The organism is Streptomyces sp. NPDC059443 (assembly GCF_042750105.1).
Taxonomy (GTDB): domain Bacteria; phylum Actinomycetota; class Actinomycetes; order Streptomycetales; family Streptomycetaceae; genus Streptomyces.
In genome coordinates this window covers 103,653-120,305 of record NZ_JBHYVM010000018.1, presented here as the reverse complement: position 1 = coordinate 120,305, position 16,653 = coordinate 103,653, and the positions used below count along the sequence as shown (strand labels likewise).

The following is a 16,653-nucleotide window of genomic DNA, read 5'->3' as shown; positions in this document are numbered from 1 at the left end:
GGCCGGCTCAGCGCAGGCCGAGGAGGGCCTCCGGGGTACCCGTGAGTTCCGGGGCGGCCAGACCCAGCTTGGGCGTGGTCAGGTTAGGCAGCCCGTAGTTGGATCCGTCCGGCATGGTCAGCGGGGCGCCGAGGATCAGGCCGGGGCTGCGGGTGTGCACGGTGGTCGCGGGCGCGTCCACCGAACCCTCGCCGTCCGTCTCGGGCCGGCCGGCCAGGTTCGGCACCGGGGAGGTGACGAGGGTGTCCCCGAGGTCGGTGGCGATCGGCACGGCCGGGAGCAGCGGGGCCGGCAGCAGGTCGCCCGTGTGGTGCACGGGCACCTGCGGGGCGCCGACGACCGGCACCGGCACCCCGGTGGCGATGTGCGGGACGTCCACGCCGAGCGTGGTGCGCACCGCGTCCAGGGGGACACCCACGGGCACCGCGTCGGCCATGGCCGGGGTGGCCGCGCCGGCCGCCGCCATACAGGTCATGAGTGCCGCAATGCTTCCGCGCGCGGTCATCTTCATAGGTGACGTTCCGTCCTTCCAGAGGTCGCGGACATTCCGCTGCCCTGGATGAACGATCCCGCCGGTGGTTTTCCCGGAGTTCTCGGCGAAAGTTCCCCCATACGACCTAATGACCGGCCGTACGGGGGCCCTTCCTTGACGCCGACGCCGTCAGAGCCTCGGGTCCACCGGCTCCGACTCCAGCGCGAGGACGGCGAAGACCGCCTCGTGGACCCGCCACAGCGGCTCCTCGGCCGCCAGCCGGTCCAGGGCCTCCAGCCCGAGCGCGTACTCGCGCAGCGCGAGCGAGCGCTTGTGCCCGAGGTGGCGCTGGCGCAGCCGCTCCAGGTGATCCGGACGCGTGTACTCGGGACCGTAGATGATCCGCAGGTACTCGCGGCCGCGCACCTTCACCCCCGGCTGCACCAGGCGGCCCTTGCCGTCCTTGGCGTACGCCTGGAGCGGCTTGACGACCATGCCCTCACCCCCGGCGGCCGTCAGCTCCAGCCACCAATCGGTGCCCGCCCGTACGGACGCCTCGTCGGCCGGGTCCACCAGGATCCGGGCGGTGCGGCGCAGCAGGCCCGTGCCGGACGCCTCGTCGGCGGCGACCAGGCGGTCCAGCCAGAACAGCTGCTCGTCGTGGGGTACGGCCGCCAGCGACCGACCGGCCGCCGCCAGCAGCTGGAACGGGGCGAACCGTACGCCGTCCAGCCCGTCGGTGGTCCAGCAGTAGCGCCGGTAGGCGTCGGTGAACTTCGCCGCGTCGGCGGCCCGCCCGCGCTGGCGCTCCAGGAGCTCCCCGGTGTCGATGCCCCGCCCGGCGGCGGCCGCCAGGGCGGCCAGCGCCTCGGGGAAGACGGCGCCGGAGGCCGCGCCCACGGCGGCGTACTGGCTGCGCAGCAGACCGCCGGACTTCAGCGACCAGGGCAGCAGTTCGCCGTCGATGAGCAGCCAGTCCGTGTCCAGCTCCTGCCAGAGCCCGGCGTCGGTGACGGCCGCCCGGAGCCGGGTGAGGACCTCCTCGGTGACCTCCGGGTCCTTGAAGAAGGGCCGTCCGGTGCGGGTGTAGACGGACCCGGTGGGGCCTTCGACCCCGAAGCGCTCGCGGGCCGCTCCGGCGTCCTTGCAGATCAGCACGGTGGCCCGGGAGCCCATGTGCTTCTCCTCGCAGACGACCTGGGCGATGCCGTCCTTGCGGTACTGCGCGAAGGCCTCGGCCGGGTGCTCCAGGTAGCCCTCGATCTGCGAGGTGGCGGTGGGCGCCATGGTCGGCGGGAGGTACGGCACCAGGCGCGGGTCCACGGCGAAGCGGCTCATGACCTCCAGGGCCGCCGCCGCGTTCTCCTCGCGCACGTTGACGTTGCCCAGGTGGCGGGTCTCCACGACCCGGCGGCCGTGGACGTCGGCGAGGTCGAGCGGCCGGCCGTCGTGGCCTCCCGGTACCTCGGCGACGAGCGGCTTGACCGGCTCGTACCAGACCTTCTCGGCCGGTACGTCGACCAGTTCGCGCTCGGGCCAGCGCAGGGCGGTCATCCGGCCGCCGAAGACGGCTCCGGTGTCGAGGCAGATGGTGTTGTTGATCCAGCTGGTGTCCGGGACCGGGGTGTGCCCGTAGACGACCGCGGCCTTGCCCCGGTAGTCCTCGGCCCACGGGTAGCGCACGGGCAGTCCGAACTCGTCGGTCTCGCCGGTGGTCTCCCCGTAGAGGGCGTGCGAGCGCACCCGGCCGGAGGTGCGGCCGTGGTACTTCTCGGGCAGACCGGCGTGACAGACCACCAGCTTGCCGCCGTCGAGCACGTAGTGGCTGACGAGGCCCTGGATGAAGGTGCGGACCTCCCGCACGAACTCCTCCGGCTCGCTGCGAAGCTGCTCGATGGTCTCGGCGAGTCCGTGGGTCTGCTGGACCTTGGATCCCTTGAGGTAACGGGCCAGCTTGTTCTCGTGGTTCCCGGGCACGCACAGGGCGTTGCCGGCCCCGACCATGCCCATCACGCGGCGCAGCACGCCGGGGCTGTCCGGGCCCCGGTCGACGAGGTCGCCGACGAAGACGGCGGTGCGGCCCTCGGGGTGGGCGCGGTGGTCGCCGTCCTGGTAGCCGAGCTTGTCGAGCAGGGTCTCCAGCTCGGAGGCGCAACCATGGATGTCGCCGATGATGTCGAAGGGGCCGGTGAGGTGGGTGAGGTCGTTGAAGCGCTTCTCCAGCACCACCTCGGCCGACTCGACCTCCTCGGGCGTGCGCAGCACGTGCACCTTGCGGAAGCCCTCGCGCTCCAGCCCGCGCAGCGAGCGCCGCAGGTCGCGGCGGTGGCGCTGGATGACGGCCCGGGGCAGCTTCGCCCGCTCGGGGCGGGCCGCGTTGCGCTCCGCGCAGACCTCCTCGGGCATGTCGAGGACGATCGCTATGGGGAGCACGTCGTACTCGCGGGCGAGCTGGACCAGCTGCCGGCGGGACTCGGCCTGGACGCTGGTGGCGTCGACCACGGTGAGACGGCCGGCGGCCAGGCGCTTGCCGGCGATGTAGTGCAGGACCTCGAAGGCGTCCTTGCTGGCGCTCTGGTCGTTCTCGTCGTCGGCGACGAGCCCCCGGCAGTAGTCGGAGGAGATGACCTCGGTGGACTTGAAGTGCTTGCGGGCGAAGGTGGACTTGCCCGATCCGGTGGCCCCGATCAGGACGACGAGGGACAGGTCGGTGACCGGAAGTACGCGCTTGCGGTCGGTGCGGGTGTCGGTGTGGATGTCGGTCTCGGTGGTCATGCTGCCTCGCCCTCCTTCGGGGTATCGGTGTTGCTGGCGGCGGTGTCGGTGAGCTGTGTGAAGACGGCCATCTGGGTCGGCGGACCCACCTCCGGGTCGTCGTCCCCCACGGGCACGTACGCGACGGTGTAGCCGTGCCGGGCGGCAACCTGGCCGGCCCAGGAGCGGAACTCCTCGCGGGTCCACTCGAAGCGGTGGTCGCCGTGCCGGACGTGCCCGGCGGGCAGGGACTCCCAGCGGACGTTGTACTCGACGTTCGGGGTGGTCACCAGGACCGTGCGCGGGCGGGCCGAGCCGAACACCGCGTACTCCAGGGCGGGCAACCGCTCCAGGTCCAGGTGCTCGATGACCTCGCTGAGCACGGCCGCGTCGTAGCCGGCCAGCCGCTTGTCCGTGTACGCGAGCGAACCCTGCATCAGGCGCACGCGGGAGCTCTGCCGCTCCCCCATCCGCTCCAGCCGCAGCCGCCTCGCGGCGATGTTCAGCGCCCGGACGGACACGTCCACACCGACGATCTCGGTGTACGCCGGGTCCTTCAGCAGCGCCTGCACCAGCTGGCCCTGTCCGCAGCCCAGGTCGAGGACGCGGGCGGCCCCGGCGGCCCGGAGCCCGGCGAGGATCGCGTCGCGGCGCTGGACCGCGAGCGGCACGGGCCGGTCCGCGGCCTCCTCGATGTAGCGGGCCCCGTCGACGGCGTTGTCGAGCTCCTCGACCTCGCTGCCGTCGGCCTCGGCGAGGCGGACCAGCTCCAGGCGCTCCATGGCGTCCTGGGTCAGCCGCTTGTGCCGGGCGAGGTAGCGGGAGGTGATCAGCGCGCTCTCGGGGTGCTCGGCGAGCCAGCCCTCTCCGGCGCGCATCAGCTTGTCCACCTCGTCGGAGGCGATCCAGTAGTGCTTGGCGTCGTCCAGCACGGGCAGCAGCACGTACAGCCCGCGCAGCGCGTCGGCGAGGCGCAGCTCGCCCTCCAGGACGAGGCGTACGTACCGGGAGTCGCCCCACTCCGGGAACGTCTCGTCGAGCGGTACGGGCGTCACCTCCACGGAGTCCCAGCCCAGCGGGGCGAACAGCCGGCGCACCAGGTCCGGCCCGCCGCGTGCGGGCAGCGCCGGGATCTCCACGCGCAGCGGGCGGACCTCGTCCGGCAGCTCGGGGCGGTGGACGCACTCGCCCTTGAGCGCGGTGCGGAACACTCCGCTGAGCGCCACCGCCAGTAGGGAGGAGGCGGCGTAGGGGCGGTCGTTGACGTACTGGGCGAGCGCCGCGTCGGGCGTGCCTCCCCGGCCCTTGCCCTGGCCGCGCCGCACGAGTGCGACGGGGTCCACCTCCAGGAGCAGGCCCGCCGTGCACCGCTCGGCCGTGGCTTCGGGGTAGAAGACGTGGGCGGTGCCGTAGGAGGTGGAGAACGCCTGGACCTTGCCGGGATGCTTGTGCAGCAGAAAGCCCAGGTCGGTGGCGGGTCGTTCGGGGGAACCGGTGGTGGAGATCGTCAGGAACACGTGATCGATTGTTCCTGGTCGGCGAAGGTGGGCGCGCCCCATTTTCCACCGGCCCCGTTTTCCACCGGGCCCGGGGACGCCTACCGTCGAAGCATGAGCGGCATCGTCGTTGTGTACGAGCTCGACCAGCCGGCGGCAGGGTCCGTCCTGCGGGTGCACGCCGCGCCCACCGCCCCGGGGGGCGGCTCCGAGAGCGGCCCCAGGACCATGTGCGGCAAGGACACCTTCGCCATGGAGACGGCCGACTGGAACCCGTCCGAGCACCCGGGCACCTGGTGCCCGCCGGACCACGCGGACCTGGCCTGCCCGGGCTGCGAGGCCGTGATGGGCGAGGACTAGGTCGTCTCTTTCGGATCCAGCCTGGCCCGCGTCGGGCGGCGGGCCAGCTCCGCGATGCGGTCCGGGCCCACGCGGCAGCAGCCGCCGATGAGGCGGGCGCCGGTGCGCAGCCAGGCTTCCACGGGCCAGGGCACGGGCGCGGGCGGGGACCGCCAGGTCCCGGCGGCGGCTTCCCAGACCGAGCCGTCGTTGGGGTAGGCCAGCAGCGGCTTGGCGGTGACGGACGCCGCCGCTTCGAGGGCCGGCAGCACATCGGCGGGGTCGCAGCAGTTCACCCCGACCGCGATGACCTGCGGGGATCCGGCCGCCAGGGCGAAGGCTCCGGCCAGCGGCCCGCCGGCCCGGGTCCGGCCCCCGGCCACCGTGTAGCTCAGCCAGGCACGGGCTCCCGTCTCCGCGAGGACGCCCAGCAGGGCCTCGGCCTCCGTCTCGTCCGGGATGGTCTCCAGGGCCAGTACGTCGGGGCCCGCGGCGAGCAGCGCCTCGATCCGGGGGCGGTGGAAGGCCGCCAGCTCCCGCACGCTCAGGCCGTACCGGCCCCGGTACTCGGAGCCGTCCGCCAGCACCGCCCCGTACGGGCCCACGGACGCGGCGACCCACACCTCGTGGTCCGCCGCCCGGGCCGCCGCGTCGGCGAGGCGCACGCTGCGCCGCAGCAGGGCCGTCGTCCGCGCCCGGCCGTAGCCGTGTCGGGCGAAGGCGGCGTACCCCACCTGGTAACTGGCGGTGATCAGCACCTCGGCGCCGGCCCGCGCGTACGCGGCGTGCGCGGACGCCACCTGGTCCGGCCGCTCGGCGAGCACCCGGCCCGACCAGAGGCCGCCGGACAGGTCACAACCCTGGTCGGCGAGCTGATTGCTCAGCCCGCCGTCCAGGAGCAGGGCCGCGCGGGCCCGGCCGGGGCCGCCGCCGCGGCCGGTCAGGGCCTCGGCGAGCGGCCGGGACGCGCGGGGCACGGTCGCCCGCCTCCGTCAGCCGAGCTGGGACAGCACCTGGGCCGAGATCAGCTCCAGGTGGTCCAGGTCGTCGAGGTCGAGCAGCTGGAGGTACAGGCGGGAGGAGCCGACGGCCTCGTACTCGCCGATCCGCTGCACCACCTCGGCCGGGGAGCCGGCCAGGCCGTTGGCCTTGAGCTCGTCCACGTCCCGGCCGATGGCGGCGGCCCGCCGGGCCACCTCGGCGTCGTCCTTGCCCACGCACACGACGAGGGCGTTGGAGTAGACGAGGTCATCGGGCTTGCGCCCGGCCTCCACGGCCGCCGCACGGACCCGGCCGAACTGCCGCTCGCTGTCCACGATCGAGGCGAAGGGCATGTTGAACTCGTCCGCGTACCGCGCGGCGAGGCGCGGGGTGCGCTTCGCGCCGTGGCCGCCGATCAGGACGGGGATCCTGGCCTGGGCGGGCTTGGGCAGCGCCGGGGAGTTCTCCACCTGGTAGTGGGTGCCCGCGTAGTCGAAGGTGGCGCCGACCTCGGTGGCCCACAGGCCGGTGACGATCGCCAGCTGCTCCTCCAGCCGGGCCAGACGCTCCGCCGGGAAGGGGATCCCGTACGCCTTGTGCTCCTCCTCGAACCAGCCCGCTCCCAGACCCAGTTCGACGCGGCCGCCGGACATCTGGTCGACCTGGGCGACCTGGATGGCGAGCACACCGGGCAGCCGGAAGGTGCCGGCCGTCATCAGCGTGCCCAGCCTGATCCGCTTGGTCTCGCGGGCCAGGCCCGCGAGGGTGATCCAGGCGTCCGTGGGGCCGGGCAGGCCGTCGGCCGACCCATGCGCAGATAGTGGTCGGAACAGAAATCCGGTCAGCTTGCTACCCATAGCGCATCACCGTCCTGAGATGGGCAGTGGGCTCTACATCTAGTCTGCGTCGACTTTGCGAGCATGCAAAAGCCCCGGCCACCAAAGGTAACCGGGGCTGGCGGGTTGATCTATTCTTCGCCCATGGACCCGCGCCACTGTCCGCGGGACAGGTGCACCACTCCGTCGGGGGTGATGCGTGCGCGAGCTCCGTACAGCGGTAGCGCTCCCTCAGTGTTGAGTCGACTACGGATCCGTTCAAGGTTGGTCCAGAGTCGGCGGGGGCCGCCCTGGTGAACGGTTGGAGGTCGGCCCATTCCCCGATTGCTCGGGCCCAAGGGGGGAACTTATGCGGCGTAGCGCGTGGCGTAGCGCGTGGCGAAGATCAATAGCCGTGGCGCGCCTTACATTCAAGGTGTTCTACGTAGTGATCTGTGTCGCAGGTCTTGTCCTGATCGGCTGGATGGAAACCGTCACAGACGCGGACAACTCCGCGCCAGCTCCCGCGTCGCCTCCCCTGGCCCCCACGCCGTCGACGCCGATCAAGTGGAGCTATTCGGGATCCGGCTGCGCAGATGGCTGGTCATCGAGGTCAGTCGGTCACCAGGGAGCATGCAGCCACCATGGCGGCGTAACCACCTATTTCGTGTCCAACGTCGGAAGCCTCAAGACAGACTGCCCACAGGCGCGGTACCGGCCAAAGACTCTTGAAGTTGCTCAGGCGCACATGGGCACCGACGGCCTCGTCCTCTGCGTCGTGCCTCAATAGAGCCCCTGACACGATCGAACCCGCCACACGCGCTTTACGAGGGCGGCGCTCCGACCAACTCATTAACGAGGCGGCGCGGACGGGATTTGAACCCGTGACAACGCCCTGGGGTAGCCCGCAGACATCCCAGGGTTGCTCTTCCATCTGAGCTACCGTTCCGCCTCGTCACGTTCCTCCCGCCGTCCGTCCCTCGGACGTTGACGGGAAGTTGTTCGTCGCCCGGATTCCAACCGGTGACCGCTCGTTCGGGGAACGGTGTGGCGCAGGTGCCATGCGACGAGCTCTTGGGACAGGCCGACGCCGCTCTACCGCGCGTCTACCCGGAGGAGAGTGCGGGGAGCGCAGGAGCGGCGCCGGCCGTCGGAGGGAAGCGGACCGTCCGCCAGCCGCGACGGTCGCCGATCTTCCCTCTACTGAGGGTGACCTCAATGAGTGCGCAATCAGGGCTCAACGAGGGCGGACGAGAGCGGCGCGGATTTGCCGATCAGTGCCCACGCCGCTCAGCATCCGCTATCAGACCGTTACCGAGCGGTCTGCCTCGTCTTCCTCCACAGGCCGCGAAGCCCAGATGATTTCAATGCGCCCGTCTACACGATCTCGGGCCGCGCCGGCTTTTGACACGTTCGGAGCCACCGTCACGGCATCAACAAAGAGAGCCAAGAACGCGCGCCTCTCATCGACCTCCCACTTGCCCCACACGCCACCCTCCGCGAAGGGGTCGCTGTCGGTGTCGCTGAACCACTCGTCGAGCGGAAGGCGGGCGGCGGTCGTGGCCGACGCTGTCAGCTCCTTAATGCGGGCCGTGCAAGCCTCCTCGTGAGCCCTGTACTTCTGGATGGTCTCCTTGAACGCCTTCTTGCCGACGACGCCGCTGTAGAGACTTTCGGCTCGGTCGGCGTAGAGCGATTCCATGCTGGCCTGCACATGGAGTAGTTGCGCTTCCTGCTCTCTCAACTCCTCCGCGGCCTGCGGGTCGGTGCCCTGTACCGCGAATCGCTCTGCTGCGATCGACAGCCACTCGACGTCGTCTGGATCAGACGCGTCCAACCCACCCAGTCGAGCCCACACCCGTGCAGCGACGACGTCGTCAGCGTGGCTCATGGCGACGCGGAGGGTGTGCCTTGGTGTGTCGCCCACCGCGCGGCGCAAGTTGCATACGTAGGTGCCCGTCAGACGGGCCACGGTCATTCCCACGGTGCAGCGTCCGCAGTGGAGGAACCCCCACGACCCGAGCAGAGTTCGTTCCCCTGTCCGGTCGCGCTGCACGGTCCGCTTACGGCCGTCCAAGGACCGCTGGATGTCATACCACCGCTTCGGGCTGATGAAGCCCGTGTGCGGCGTTACAGGCTGCCCCTCATCATCCCGCAGGATAGTGCGCACCTTGGTCTTTGGGTCCACGGGGCCGATAGCGAAGCCAGCAAGACGCGGGTCACGCAGGATGCGGCCTACGACGGTGGGTGACCATTCAGCGATCGCGTTGTCGGGTGCGCCGCTCTTGCGGCTCTTCTTCGCTGCGGCAAGTCGCTCCTTCGCCGCTTCCTCATCAAGGCTTCCGTACGGTGTGCGTGCGCGCTTCTCCGTCAACTTCGTCGCGATGGCGCTCGGGCCGACACCGTCCTCAGCCATTTCGATCATGTAGCTGACAGTGTCGGCCGGCAGACACTCGGGGCCAAGTTCCTTCTCGCTTGTCGGCCCTGGACTCAGTACGCGGATGGTTAGACCGTCGGCGGTCAACTGATCCGCGACGAATCCGAACGGGACAGGTCCGCTGCTGTGCGAACCCTTGGCGTTGAGTTGAGCGAAGGCATCCCGGATGAACTTGCTCTTGTTCTTGGACTCCTGATGCGCCAGACCGGCAATCAAGGCGAAGAAGGCGACTCCGAACGGGTTGTCGTCGCTCGTATTGATGAACGGCTCTTGCGTCGAGACGAGAGCGACGCCGCACTTGACCAGCTCCTGTTGGATCTTCAGTGCCTCAGCTGCACCCTGGCGGGTGAGGCGAGAGAGCATGTAGATGACGAGGACGTCGAACTCACCCTTCCGAGCGTCCTCCAGCATCCGCTCAAAGTCGGGGCGGTAAACGTTAGGGTCGTAGCCGGAGAGGCCGACGTCCTCGTAATGCCCTGTGTGCTCCCATGCCGCCTGCGAGTTGATGAAGGCAATGCCCGTGTCTCGCTGCATCTTCGGTGACGCCTGGCTGTCGCTCTCGCTCTTGTGACTCTGCCGGCCGTAAGTCCTTGCCCTGACTACGTCTTGGCCCCTATCTCCCAGGGCGATTAGCTCCATGGGTAGATACGGTACCGATTCCGAAGAACGCGTCGAAGCCCTTTCGGCCCCGGCCGGGTGAATCTGCGCCGGGCGGGCGGCACGCCGCCGCCCGCGCCAGTGACCAGCCCGGACGGGGATCGTTTGCTCGGACGGAGCCGGACCGCCCGGCCCGCGCGCCGGCGGCCTTCGCCGGTGCGTCCACCGCCCCCTTCCGCCTTGGAAGGGCCAGGGCCGAGGAGGCCGCCATGTCCCAGGAGTCGGAGCCGGATCCCCACCGACAGGCCGGGCAGGCCGGACAGACCGAGCAGACCGGGCAGGCAGCACACGACCACGCACCTCAGGAGTCCGCGGTACCCGCCCAGGGCGGCGCACCGAAGGGCCTGCTGCAGCAGATGGAAGAGCTGATGGCGGCGCTGAACGCCGACCTCTCGCAGCTCGACGCCGACCTCCAGTCCTCCACGGACCGCGCCCCGGAGAGCGAGCAGCGTCCGTCCTCCTGGTCGTACTGACCCACGGGTCCCGCCGCGCGCGGCGGGACCCCACCTCGGTGCCCGGGCTCAGCGCCCGAGCTCAGCACTCAAGCTCAGGCCACCCCGGACGCGGAGCCGCGCTCGCGCACGGCCATCCGGCGCAGGATCGCCCGTACCCGGTCGCTCGACTCGTCGGCCGCGTCTATCGACTCTATGCACTGCCAGTACAGACTCTCGTCGTCCGTACCGCAGGCGACCCCGACGAGCGCTATGCCCACTTCGCCCAGGAGCGCCTGGAGCCCGAGCAGCGCCTGTCGTGCATCCGTCACTTCGGTCAACTGCGCCGCTCGCGGCGGGAGATCGGGCGCATAGCCCTCCCCCCGCAATGTTGCCCGGTCGAGCACCCCGCAGCCTCTGCCCCCCGCTTCGCCCAGCCCCCGTGCCTCCGATCTCAGCTCCGGCGGCCCGGTGACCGCCAGCCAGCTCCCTATCCCCTGCGCGAGGGCCTGTGCCTGCCAGGCCTCGCCCACGATGTCCCACGCAGCCCCGCTCTGTGCCAGCGCGTGCCGGCCGGCTGCGATGAGCCGTACCGCATCCATCTGCCGTCCCCCGTCCGCACGACATCCGCCGTTCTCACCACTACCCAGAGTGAGGGCAACGGGCGCGTAAAGCCAGGGGTATTCGGAAATTGTGGACACAAACATGGTTGTGAATAACGCCATCACTCCGAAGAGTGACGGTCCGCCGTCGGAGCGCCCCCAACCGGGAAGCGCAGCTCGTTCCGCTCGATCTTCGCGGCGAGCGCATCCAGCACATCGACCCCGAGGACCTCACAGAACTGCAGCAGATAGGCAAGCACATCGGCCACCTCATCGGCCACCCTGTGCGCGCTTTCCGGCGTTTCCATGACCCTTGCCGACTGTTCCGGCGTCAGCCACTGGAAGATCTCGACCAGTTCGGCCGCCTCCACGCTCAGCGCCACCGCCAGGTTCTTGGGCGTGTGGTAAGGCTCCCACCCACGCGCCGCCGCGAACTCGGCGAGCCGCCGCTGGAGTCGGCCCAGCCGCTCGCCGCCCGCACCCTGCCCGTCGCCGCCCGCACCGCGCCCGTCGCCCGCACCGTGCTCGCCGCCCGCGCCCTGTTCCTCGTTCATGGCCCCAGGTCTACCACCGAGACGCCCTCGGTCCGCCGGGCGGCCTCCGCGCAGGCCTCGCCGGCCGAGGCCGCCAGGCGGACCTGGCCGCGCCCGCACGCCAGTACCGCCAGCCGCAGCAGTTCGGCGCCCTGCCGCCGGTCCAGGTCCCGGTCGAACCCGTCGGCGAGGACGGTCATGGTCTGGCGCGCGGACAGCAGCTCGGCGGGCTGGTCCATGTCCAGCACCCCCGGCCCGGTCAGCAGGACCAGCGCGAGGGCGAGGAAGCGGAGTTCGCCCGCGCCGAGCCGGGCCAGTTCGGTCGCGGGCCGGTCGGGGCCCCGGTCGAGCAGGCCGGTGACCGGGCCGCCCGCGGGGGCCCGTACGTCCAGCCCGGCCACCCACCCCGCACACCCGGTACGGGCGGCCTCGGTCAGCAGCCCGTACCGGGTGCCGCACTCCAGGCGGGTCCGGCGCAGCACGTCGGCCAGGTTGGCGCAGTCCCCCAGCAGCCGGCCCTCCCCCAGCCCGGCCGGCTCCCGCATCCGCTCCGGGCGGGGGTCGCAGGGGAACACCGAGCGCAGCGCGACCACCACTTGCTCGGCGGCTGCGAGCACCCGCCGCTGCCCGTCCGTGGCGCCGGCCACGCGCAGCGGGAGCAGGGCGGTGCCGAGCCGGTCGTCGGGGAGCGGGGCCTTGGTGACCCCGGTGGCCCCACCGGTCAGCCAGGCCGCCTGGACGGACCGTCGCCCGGGGTCGCGCAGGGCGGTGCTCAGCAGGATCTGCCCGTCCACCGAGAGCCGTTCACCGACGATCCGCAGCGTGGGCTCCGCCTGCACGGCGAGGTCGAGCCGGACCGGCCCGGCGGGTCCGTCGACCGTGCAGCCGAGCCGGAACCCCCTGCGCCGCTCGGCGTCGGGCACCGCCAGATCCGGGATCCGGGCGCGCGGCTCGGGAAACACCTCGTCCAGCGTGGCCCCGGCCCCCAGCGCGGCCAGCGCCCCGTAGGCCTCCAGGACCTGGGATTTGCCGCTCCCGCTGGGCCCGGCGAAGAGGGTGACGGCCCCCAGCGCGAACCGGGCCCCGCGGTGCGCCCCGTAGGCGGACAGCCGTAATTCGGTGACCACGGGCCTCAGATACGGCGCCCCGCCCTGCGGCGCGGAGCCGGAGGCGGGGACAGGGGCGACGGCGGAAGCAGAAGCCGAGGCTTCAGCGGAAGCGGAAGCGTCAGAGGAAACAGGAGCGGCAGCAGGAGCAGCGGCGGCCGGAGCGGCCGGAGGCGGGGTCATGCGCGGGACGGTACGGCCCGCCGGACCCCCCGTGGGTCCGGCGAACCGTTCCGCCCGCGGGACCTTCCTACGATCGGGGGACGGCCGCGGCCGCGATCCCCTCCACCTCGGTCCCGACGGGCGCCAGCAGGAAGACGTTCCGGTCGACCCGGTGCATCCCGCTGCCCAGCCCGAAGACCACGCCGCTGCTGAAGTCCAGGATCCGCTTGGCCACCTCGCTGTCCGCGCCCGTGAGGTCCAGCAGCACCGGGATCTGTGCGATCAGGTACTCCGCCACCTCCCGCGCGTCCGCGAAGACCTGGACCCGGATCACCACGAAGCGCCGCTGCTCCGCCGCGGACGCTCCCGGCGCCGTGGGGATCGTGCGGTGGTCCACCCGGGAGGGCCACTCGTTGCGACTGCGCAGGGGGACCACCTGCGCGAGCCCCTCCCACTGTTCGTCGGTGACGTCGTACCTGCTCACCAGGCCGCCTCGGCCTTGCGCTTCATGTGCATCCCCCCATCCTCTCGCGTTTCACCCGTTCAGCCCAACACCGACACGAGGCGCCTGACCCTCCCTCACGGACTACCCTCCACTCTCCAGATAAGTTAGGTTAGGCATGCCTAAGTAAGCACCCAAGCAGGTGCGCGCCTCAGTACGCAGTGCACCGCCACTCGGGACGACGGAGAGATCCTCATGCACCTGCCCACGCCCATGCCCACCGACGCCGAGCGAGTCCGGTCCATCCTGGCCGCCGCCCACTCCATGACCGTCGTCACCGACGGGCAGCGCACGGAGATCCGTCACCTGGACGGCACGGACCCCCTCGGCCGGCTGCACCTGCACCCCGCCGAACCGGGCGGCCACGCCGAGCACCGGCCCGCGATCCGCATGGAGTTCACCGACATCGCGCCCACCCCCGTACGGGACCGCGTGCGGGCCCGCGTCACGCTGCTCGGGCACCTCCTGACCTCGTACGCGGACGAGAGCGCCGACTCAACCTGCGTGGAATTCGGCCGGGCCGTCCTCGAAACCTCCGACGGCGTCCGCTCGTACGTGGGCCTCGACGAGCTGGACGCGGCCCGTCCGGACCCGCTCGCCCCGTACGAAGCCGGCATGCTCACCCACCTGCTCGACGACCACGCCGAACTCGTCACCCTCCTCCTGCGTCTGATCCGGCCCCAGGACGGGCCCCCGGCCCAGTCCGCCGTCCTGCGCGCCCTGCCCGTCGCCATGGACCGCTACGGCATCACCCTGCGGCTGGAGGAGCGCGGCGGCCACCGCGACGCTCGGCTCCCCTTCCCCTCCCCGCTCGACGACGTGGAGCAGTCCGGGGCGCAGATCCAGGCCCTGCTCAGCGCGGCCCGCCGCCGCTCCCACCACAACACCCTGCCCGCCTGAGCGGATTGTCCGCTTCCCCGCCCGGAGGACGAAACTCCGGAAAAGGTCGCCCGGGCCCGGAATACGCCCTCGGGCCCTCCCCGTTGGGGATGATCATGAAGGCAATCGCGTACAGCGCATACGGAACCCCCGACTCCCTCGAACTCGTCGACGCTCCCGCGCCCAAGGTCGGACCGGGCGAGGTCCTCGTCCGCGTCAAGGCCGCCGGCGTGAACCCGGTGGACTGGAAGCTCGCCGCCGGATACCTCGACTCCATCCTCGAAGTCCGCTACCCGGTCATACCCGGTTGGGACGTGTCCGGAGTCGTCGAGGCGGTCGGCCCGGACACCTTCGACTACGCGGTCGGCGACGAGGTCTACGGCTACGTGCGCAAGGAGTGGGTGGAGCTCGGCACCTACGCCGAGCTGGTCTCCGCCCCCGTCCGCACCCTCGCCCGCAAGCCGCGCGAGCTGACCTTCGAGCAGGCCGCCGGCATTCCGCTGGCCGGCCTCACCGCCTACCAGTCGCTCACGCGCGCGGGCCTCAAGGCCGGTGAGACCGTCCTCATCCACTCCGCCGCCGGGGGCACCGGCTCCTTCGGCGTGCAGATCGCCGTCGCGCTCGGCCTGCGCGTCATCGGCACGGCCGGCGAGCACAACCACGACTACCTGCGCTCGCTGGGCGCCGAGCCGGTCCTGTACGGCGAGGGCCTCGCCGACCGGGTCCGCGCGCTGGCCCCCGAAGGCGTGGACGCCGCCCTCGACTTCTTCGGGGACGAGGTGATCGCGACCCTCCAGTCGCTGGTCAAGGAGCGCCACCGGGTGGTCTCCATCGCCGACTACACGGCGGCCGCGCAGGGCGCGCACCAGCTGTGGGTCCGCCCGGACACCGCGGATCTGACCTTCCTGGCCGAGCTCGCGGACCGGGGCGCGCTCACGGTCAACGTGGAGCACGCGCTGCCGCTCGCCGAGGCGTCGAAGGCCTGGGAGCTCAGCGCGGCGGGCCGCACCCGCGGCAAGATCGTGCTGACCGTCTGAGTCCCGGCGCCTGCCCCTCATCACGCCCGTGCCGCCGGAGCGGTTCGCTCCGGCGGCACGTGGTCCCGTACGGCACGTGGTTCCCTACGGCACGGGGTCCCCTACCGCGCCGCCGCGTAACGGTTGGCGGGGCGGGCCAGCCCGTAGTTCTCCCGCAGGGTCCGGCCGGTGTACTCGGTGCGGAAGAGGCCACGGCGCTGGAGGATCGGCACGACCTGGTCGACGAAGTCGGTGAGGCCGGTGGGCAGGACGGGCGCCATGATGTTGAACCCGTCGGCGGCGCCGTGCGTGAACCACTCCTCCAGCTGGTCGGCGATCTGCTCGGGCGTCCCGGCGAAGACCCGGTGGCCGCGGCCGGCGCCGAGCCGGGCGATCAGCTCGCGCAGGGTGAGGCCGTCGCGCCGGGCGAGTTCGGCGACGAGCGTGAACCGGCTCTTGTTGCCGTTGATGTCCCGCTCCTCGGGGAGCTCGGGCAGCGGGCCGTCGAGGGGGTGGCCGGTGAGGTCGGTGCCGAGCATCCCGGACAGCTGGGCCAGCCCGTACTCCGGCACCTGGAGGTCGGTGAGCCGCTGCTCCAGCGCCTTGGCCTCGGCCTCGGTGGAGCCGATGACGGGGGCGATGCCCGGCAGGACGAGGAGGTCGGACTCCGCGCGGCCGTACTTGGCGAGGCGGGACTTGAGGTCCTTGTAGAAGGTCTGGCCGTCGGCCAGGGTCTGCTGCGCGGTGAAGACGGCCTCGGCGTGCTGCGCGGCGAACTCCTTCCCCGACTCCGAGGATCCGGCCTGCACGAGGAGCGGGTACCCCTGCGGGGAGCGGGGGACGTTGAGCGGTCCGGCGACGCCGAAGTACTCGCCCTGGTGAGCGGCGGGGTGGAGCTTGTCGGTGTCGGCGTAGATGCCGCGCTCCTTGTCGAGGACGACCGCGTCGTCCTCCCAGCTGTCCCAGAGCTTGGTGGCCACGTCGAGGAACTCGCGGGCCCGGTCGTAGCGCAGGCCGTGTTCCAGGTGTTCATCCCGGTTGAAGTTGCGGGCCTCGTCGACGGTGCCGGAGGTGACGATGTTCCAGCCAGCGCGGCCGTTGCTGATGTGGTCGAGCGAGGCGAACTTCCGGGCCAGGTTGTAGGGCTCGTTGAAGGTGGTGGAGACGGTCGCGATGAGCCCCACGTGCTCGGTGACGGCGGCGATGGCGGAGAGCAGGGTGAGCGGCTCGAACCCGCCGAGGGCGTTGTAGCGGGCCTTGCCCCAGAGCGCGAGCCCGTCGGCGAAGAAGATCGAGTCGAGCCGTCCGCGCTCGGCGGTGCGGGCCAGTTCCTGGAAGTAGCGCAGGTCGGTGACCCGCTCGGGGCTGCTGTCCGGGTGGCGCCAGGCGGCGTCGTGGTGACCGGCGTTCATGAGGAAGGCGTTGAGGTGCAGGGTGCGGGGTGCGGTCGTCGTCATGTCAATTTCCTCGG

14 protein-coding genes and 1 pseudogene are annotated in these 16,653 nt (G+C 71.4%); 4 read left to right on the top strand and 11 right to left on the bottom strand.

Annotation, left to right across the window (positions count from 1 at the left end; genetic code table 11):
- Nucleotides 1-7 precede the first annotated feature (7 nt).
- The 3 genes from ACFXDJ_RS19290 to ACFXDJ_RS19280 all read right to left on the bottom strand — a co-directional run bounded on the left by ACFXDJ_RS19290 (nt 8) and on the right by ACFXDJ_RS19280 (nt 4,743).
- Nucleotides 8-475 carry a hypothetical protein gene (locus ACFXDJ_RS19290; RefSeq protein ID WP_384656230.1) on the bottom strand — a complete coding sequence of 156 codons (468 nt, stop codon included), beginning with the start codon at nt 473-475 and terminating at the stop codon, nt 8-10.
- A 186-nt stretch (nt 476-661) separates the two neighbouring features.
- Complete coding sequence (locus ACFXDJ_RS19285) at nt 662-3,247, bottom strand: polynucleotide kinase-phosphatase (protein WP_384849769.1); 2,586 nt, start codon at nt 3,245-3,247, stop codon at nt 662-664.
- A complete protein-coding gene (locus ACFXDJ_RS19280; RefSeq protein ID WP_384662518.1) occupies nt 3,244-4,743 on the bottom strand; it encodes a 3' terminal RNA ribose 2'-O-methyltransferase Hen1 in 1,500 nt (499 codons plus the stop codon). Before ACFXDJ_RS19280 ends, ACFXDJ_RS19285 begins: the two co-directional genes overlap by 4 nt.
- 93 nt (nt 4,744-4,836) lie before the next feature.
- Between ACFXDJ_RS19280 and ACFXDJ_RS19275 the strand changes: the two genes are divergently transcribed.
- Complete coding sequence (locus ACFXDJ_RS19275) at nt 4,837-5,082, top strand: hypothetical protein (RefSeq protein ID WP_384662515.1); 246 nt, start codon at nt 4,837-4,839, stop codon at nt 5,080-5,082.
- Here ACFXDJ_RS19275 and mmuM read toward each other — a convergent pair.
- From mmuM to ACFXDJ_RS19260, 3 genes and pseudogenes are all read right to left on the bottom strand, one after another.
- Nucleotides 5,079-6,038 carry a homocysteine S-methyltransferase gene (mmuM, locus tag ACFXDJ_RS19270; RefSeq protein ID WP_384662512.1) on the bottom strand — a complete coding sequence of 320 codons (960 nt, stop codon included), beginning with the start codon at nt 6,036-6,038 and terminating at the stop codon, nt 5,079-5,081. The two genes, ACFXDJ_RS19275 and mmuM, sit on opposite strands and share 4 nt — an antisense overlap.
- A gap of 15 nt (nt 6,039-6,053) precedes the next feature.
- Nucleotides 6,054-6,871, bottom strand: a pseudogene (locus ACFXDJ_RS19265) (LLM class F420-dependent oxidoreductase); the annotation flags it as partial.
- Nucleotides 6,872-8,160: 1,289 nt separating this feature from the next.
- A complete protein-coding gene (locus ACFXDJ_RS19260) occupies nt 8,161-9,933 on the bottom strand; it encodes a recombinase family protein (RefSeq protein ID WP_384662509.1) in 1,773 nt (590 codons plus the stop codon).
- 227 nt (nt 9,934-10,160) lie between these two features.
- Between ACFXDJ_RS19260 and ACFXDJ_RS19255 the strand changes: the two genes are divergently transcribed.
- The gene (locus ACFXDJ_RS19255) at nt 10,161-10,424 is read left to right on the top strand and encodes a hypothetical protein (RefSeq protein ID WP_384662523.1); all 264 of its coding nucleotides are present in this window, start codon (nt 10,161-10,163) and stop codon (nt 10,422-10,424) included.
- A 74-nt stretch (nt 10,425-10,498) separates the two neighbouring features.
- Here the strand turns inward: ACFXDJ_RS19255 and ACFXDJ_RS19250 are convergent, their stop codons facing one another.
- From ACFXDJ_RS19250 to ACFXDJ_RS19235, 4 genes are all read right to left on the bottom strand, one after another.
- The gene (locus ACFXDJ_RS19250; RefSeq protein WP_384849766.1) at nt 10,499-10,984 is read right to left on the bottom strand and encodes a DUF6099 family protein; all 486 of its coding nucleotides are present in this window, start codon (nt 10,982-10,984) and stop codon (nt 10,499-10,501) included.
- A gap of 122 nt (nt 10,985-11,106) precedes the next feature.
- Complete coding sequence (locus ACFXDJ_RS19245) at nt 11,107-11,538, bottom strand: nucleotide pyrophosphohydrolase (RefSeq protein ID WP_384659790.1); 432 nt, start codon at nt 11,536-11,538, stop codon at nt 11,107-11,109.
- Nucleotides 11,535-12,806, bottom strand: coding sequence for an ATP-binding protein (locus ACFXDJ_RS19240; RefSeq protein WP_384659787.1), 1,272 nt, complete (start codon nt 12,804-12,806; stop codon nt 11,535-11,537). The genes ACFXDJ_RS19245 and ACFXDJ_RS19240 overlap by 4 nt, the downstream gene beginning before the upstream one ends.
- Nucleotides 12,807-12,873: 67 nt before the next feature.
- Nucleotides 12,874-13,269: a cell division protein SepF gene (locus ACFXDJ_RS19235; RefSeq protein ID WP_053691438.1), complete on the bottom strand. Its 396-nt coding sequence runs from the start codon at nt 13,267-13,269 to the stop codon at nt 12,874-12,876.
- A gap of 213 nt (nt 13,270-13,482) precedes the next feature.
- Between ACFXDJ_RS19235 and ACFXDJ_RS19230 the strand changes: the two genes are divergently transcribed.
- Together ACFXDJ_RS19230 and ACFXDJ_RS19225 are read left to right on the top strand one after the other, a co-directional pair.
- Complete coding sequence (locus ACFXDJ_RS19230) at nt 13,483-14,187, top strand: DUF2470 domain-containing protein (RefSeq protein WP_384659784.1); 705 nt, start codon at nt 13,483-13,485, stop codon at nt 14,185-14,187.
- Nucleotides 14,188-14,282: 95 nt separating this feature from the next.
- A complete protein-coding gene (locus ACFXDJ_RS19225; RefSeq protein WP_384659781.1) occupies nt 14,283-15,203 on the top strand; it encodes an NADP-dependent oxidoreductase in 921 nt (306 codons plus the stop codon).
- 101 nt (nt 15,204-15,304) lie between these two features.
- Here the strand turns inward: ACFXDJ_RS19225 and ACFXDJ_RS19220 are convergent, their stop codons facing one another.
- Nucleotides 15,305-16,639: an LLM class flavin-dependent oxidoreductase gene (locus tag ACFXDJ_RS19220; RefSeq protein WP_384659778.1), complete on the bottom strand. Its 1,335-nt coding sequence runs from the start codon at nt 16,637-16,639 to the stop codon at nt 15,305-15,307.
- Nucleotides 16,640-16,653 lie beyond the last annotated feature (14 nt).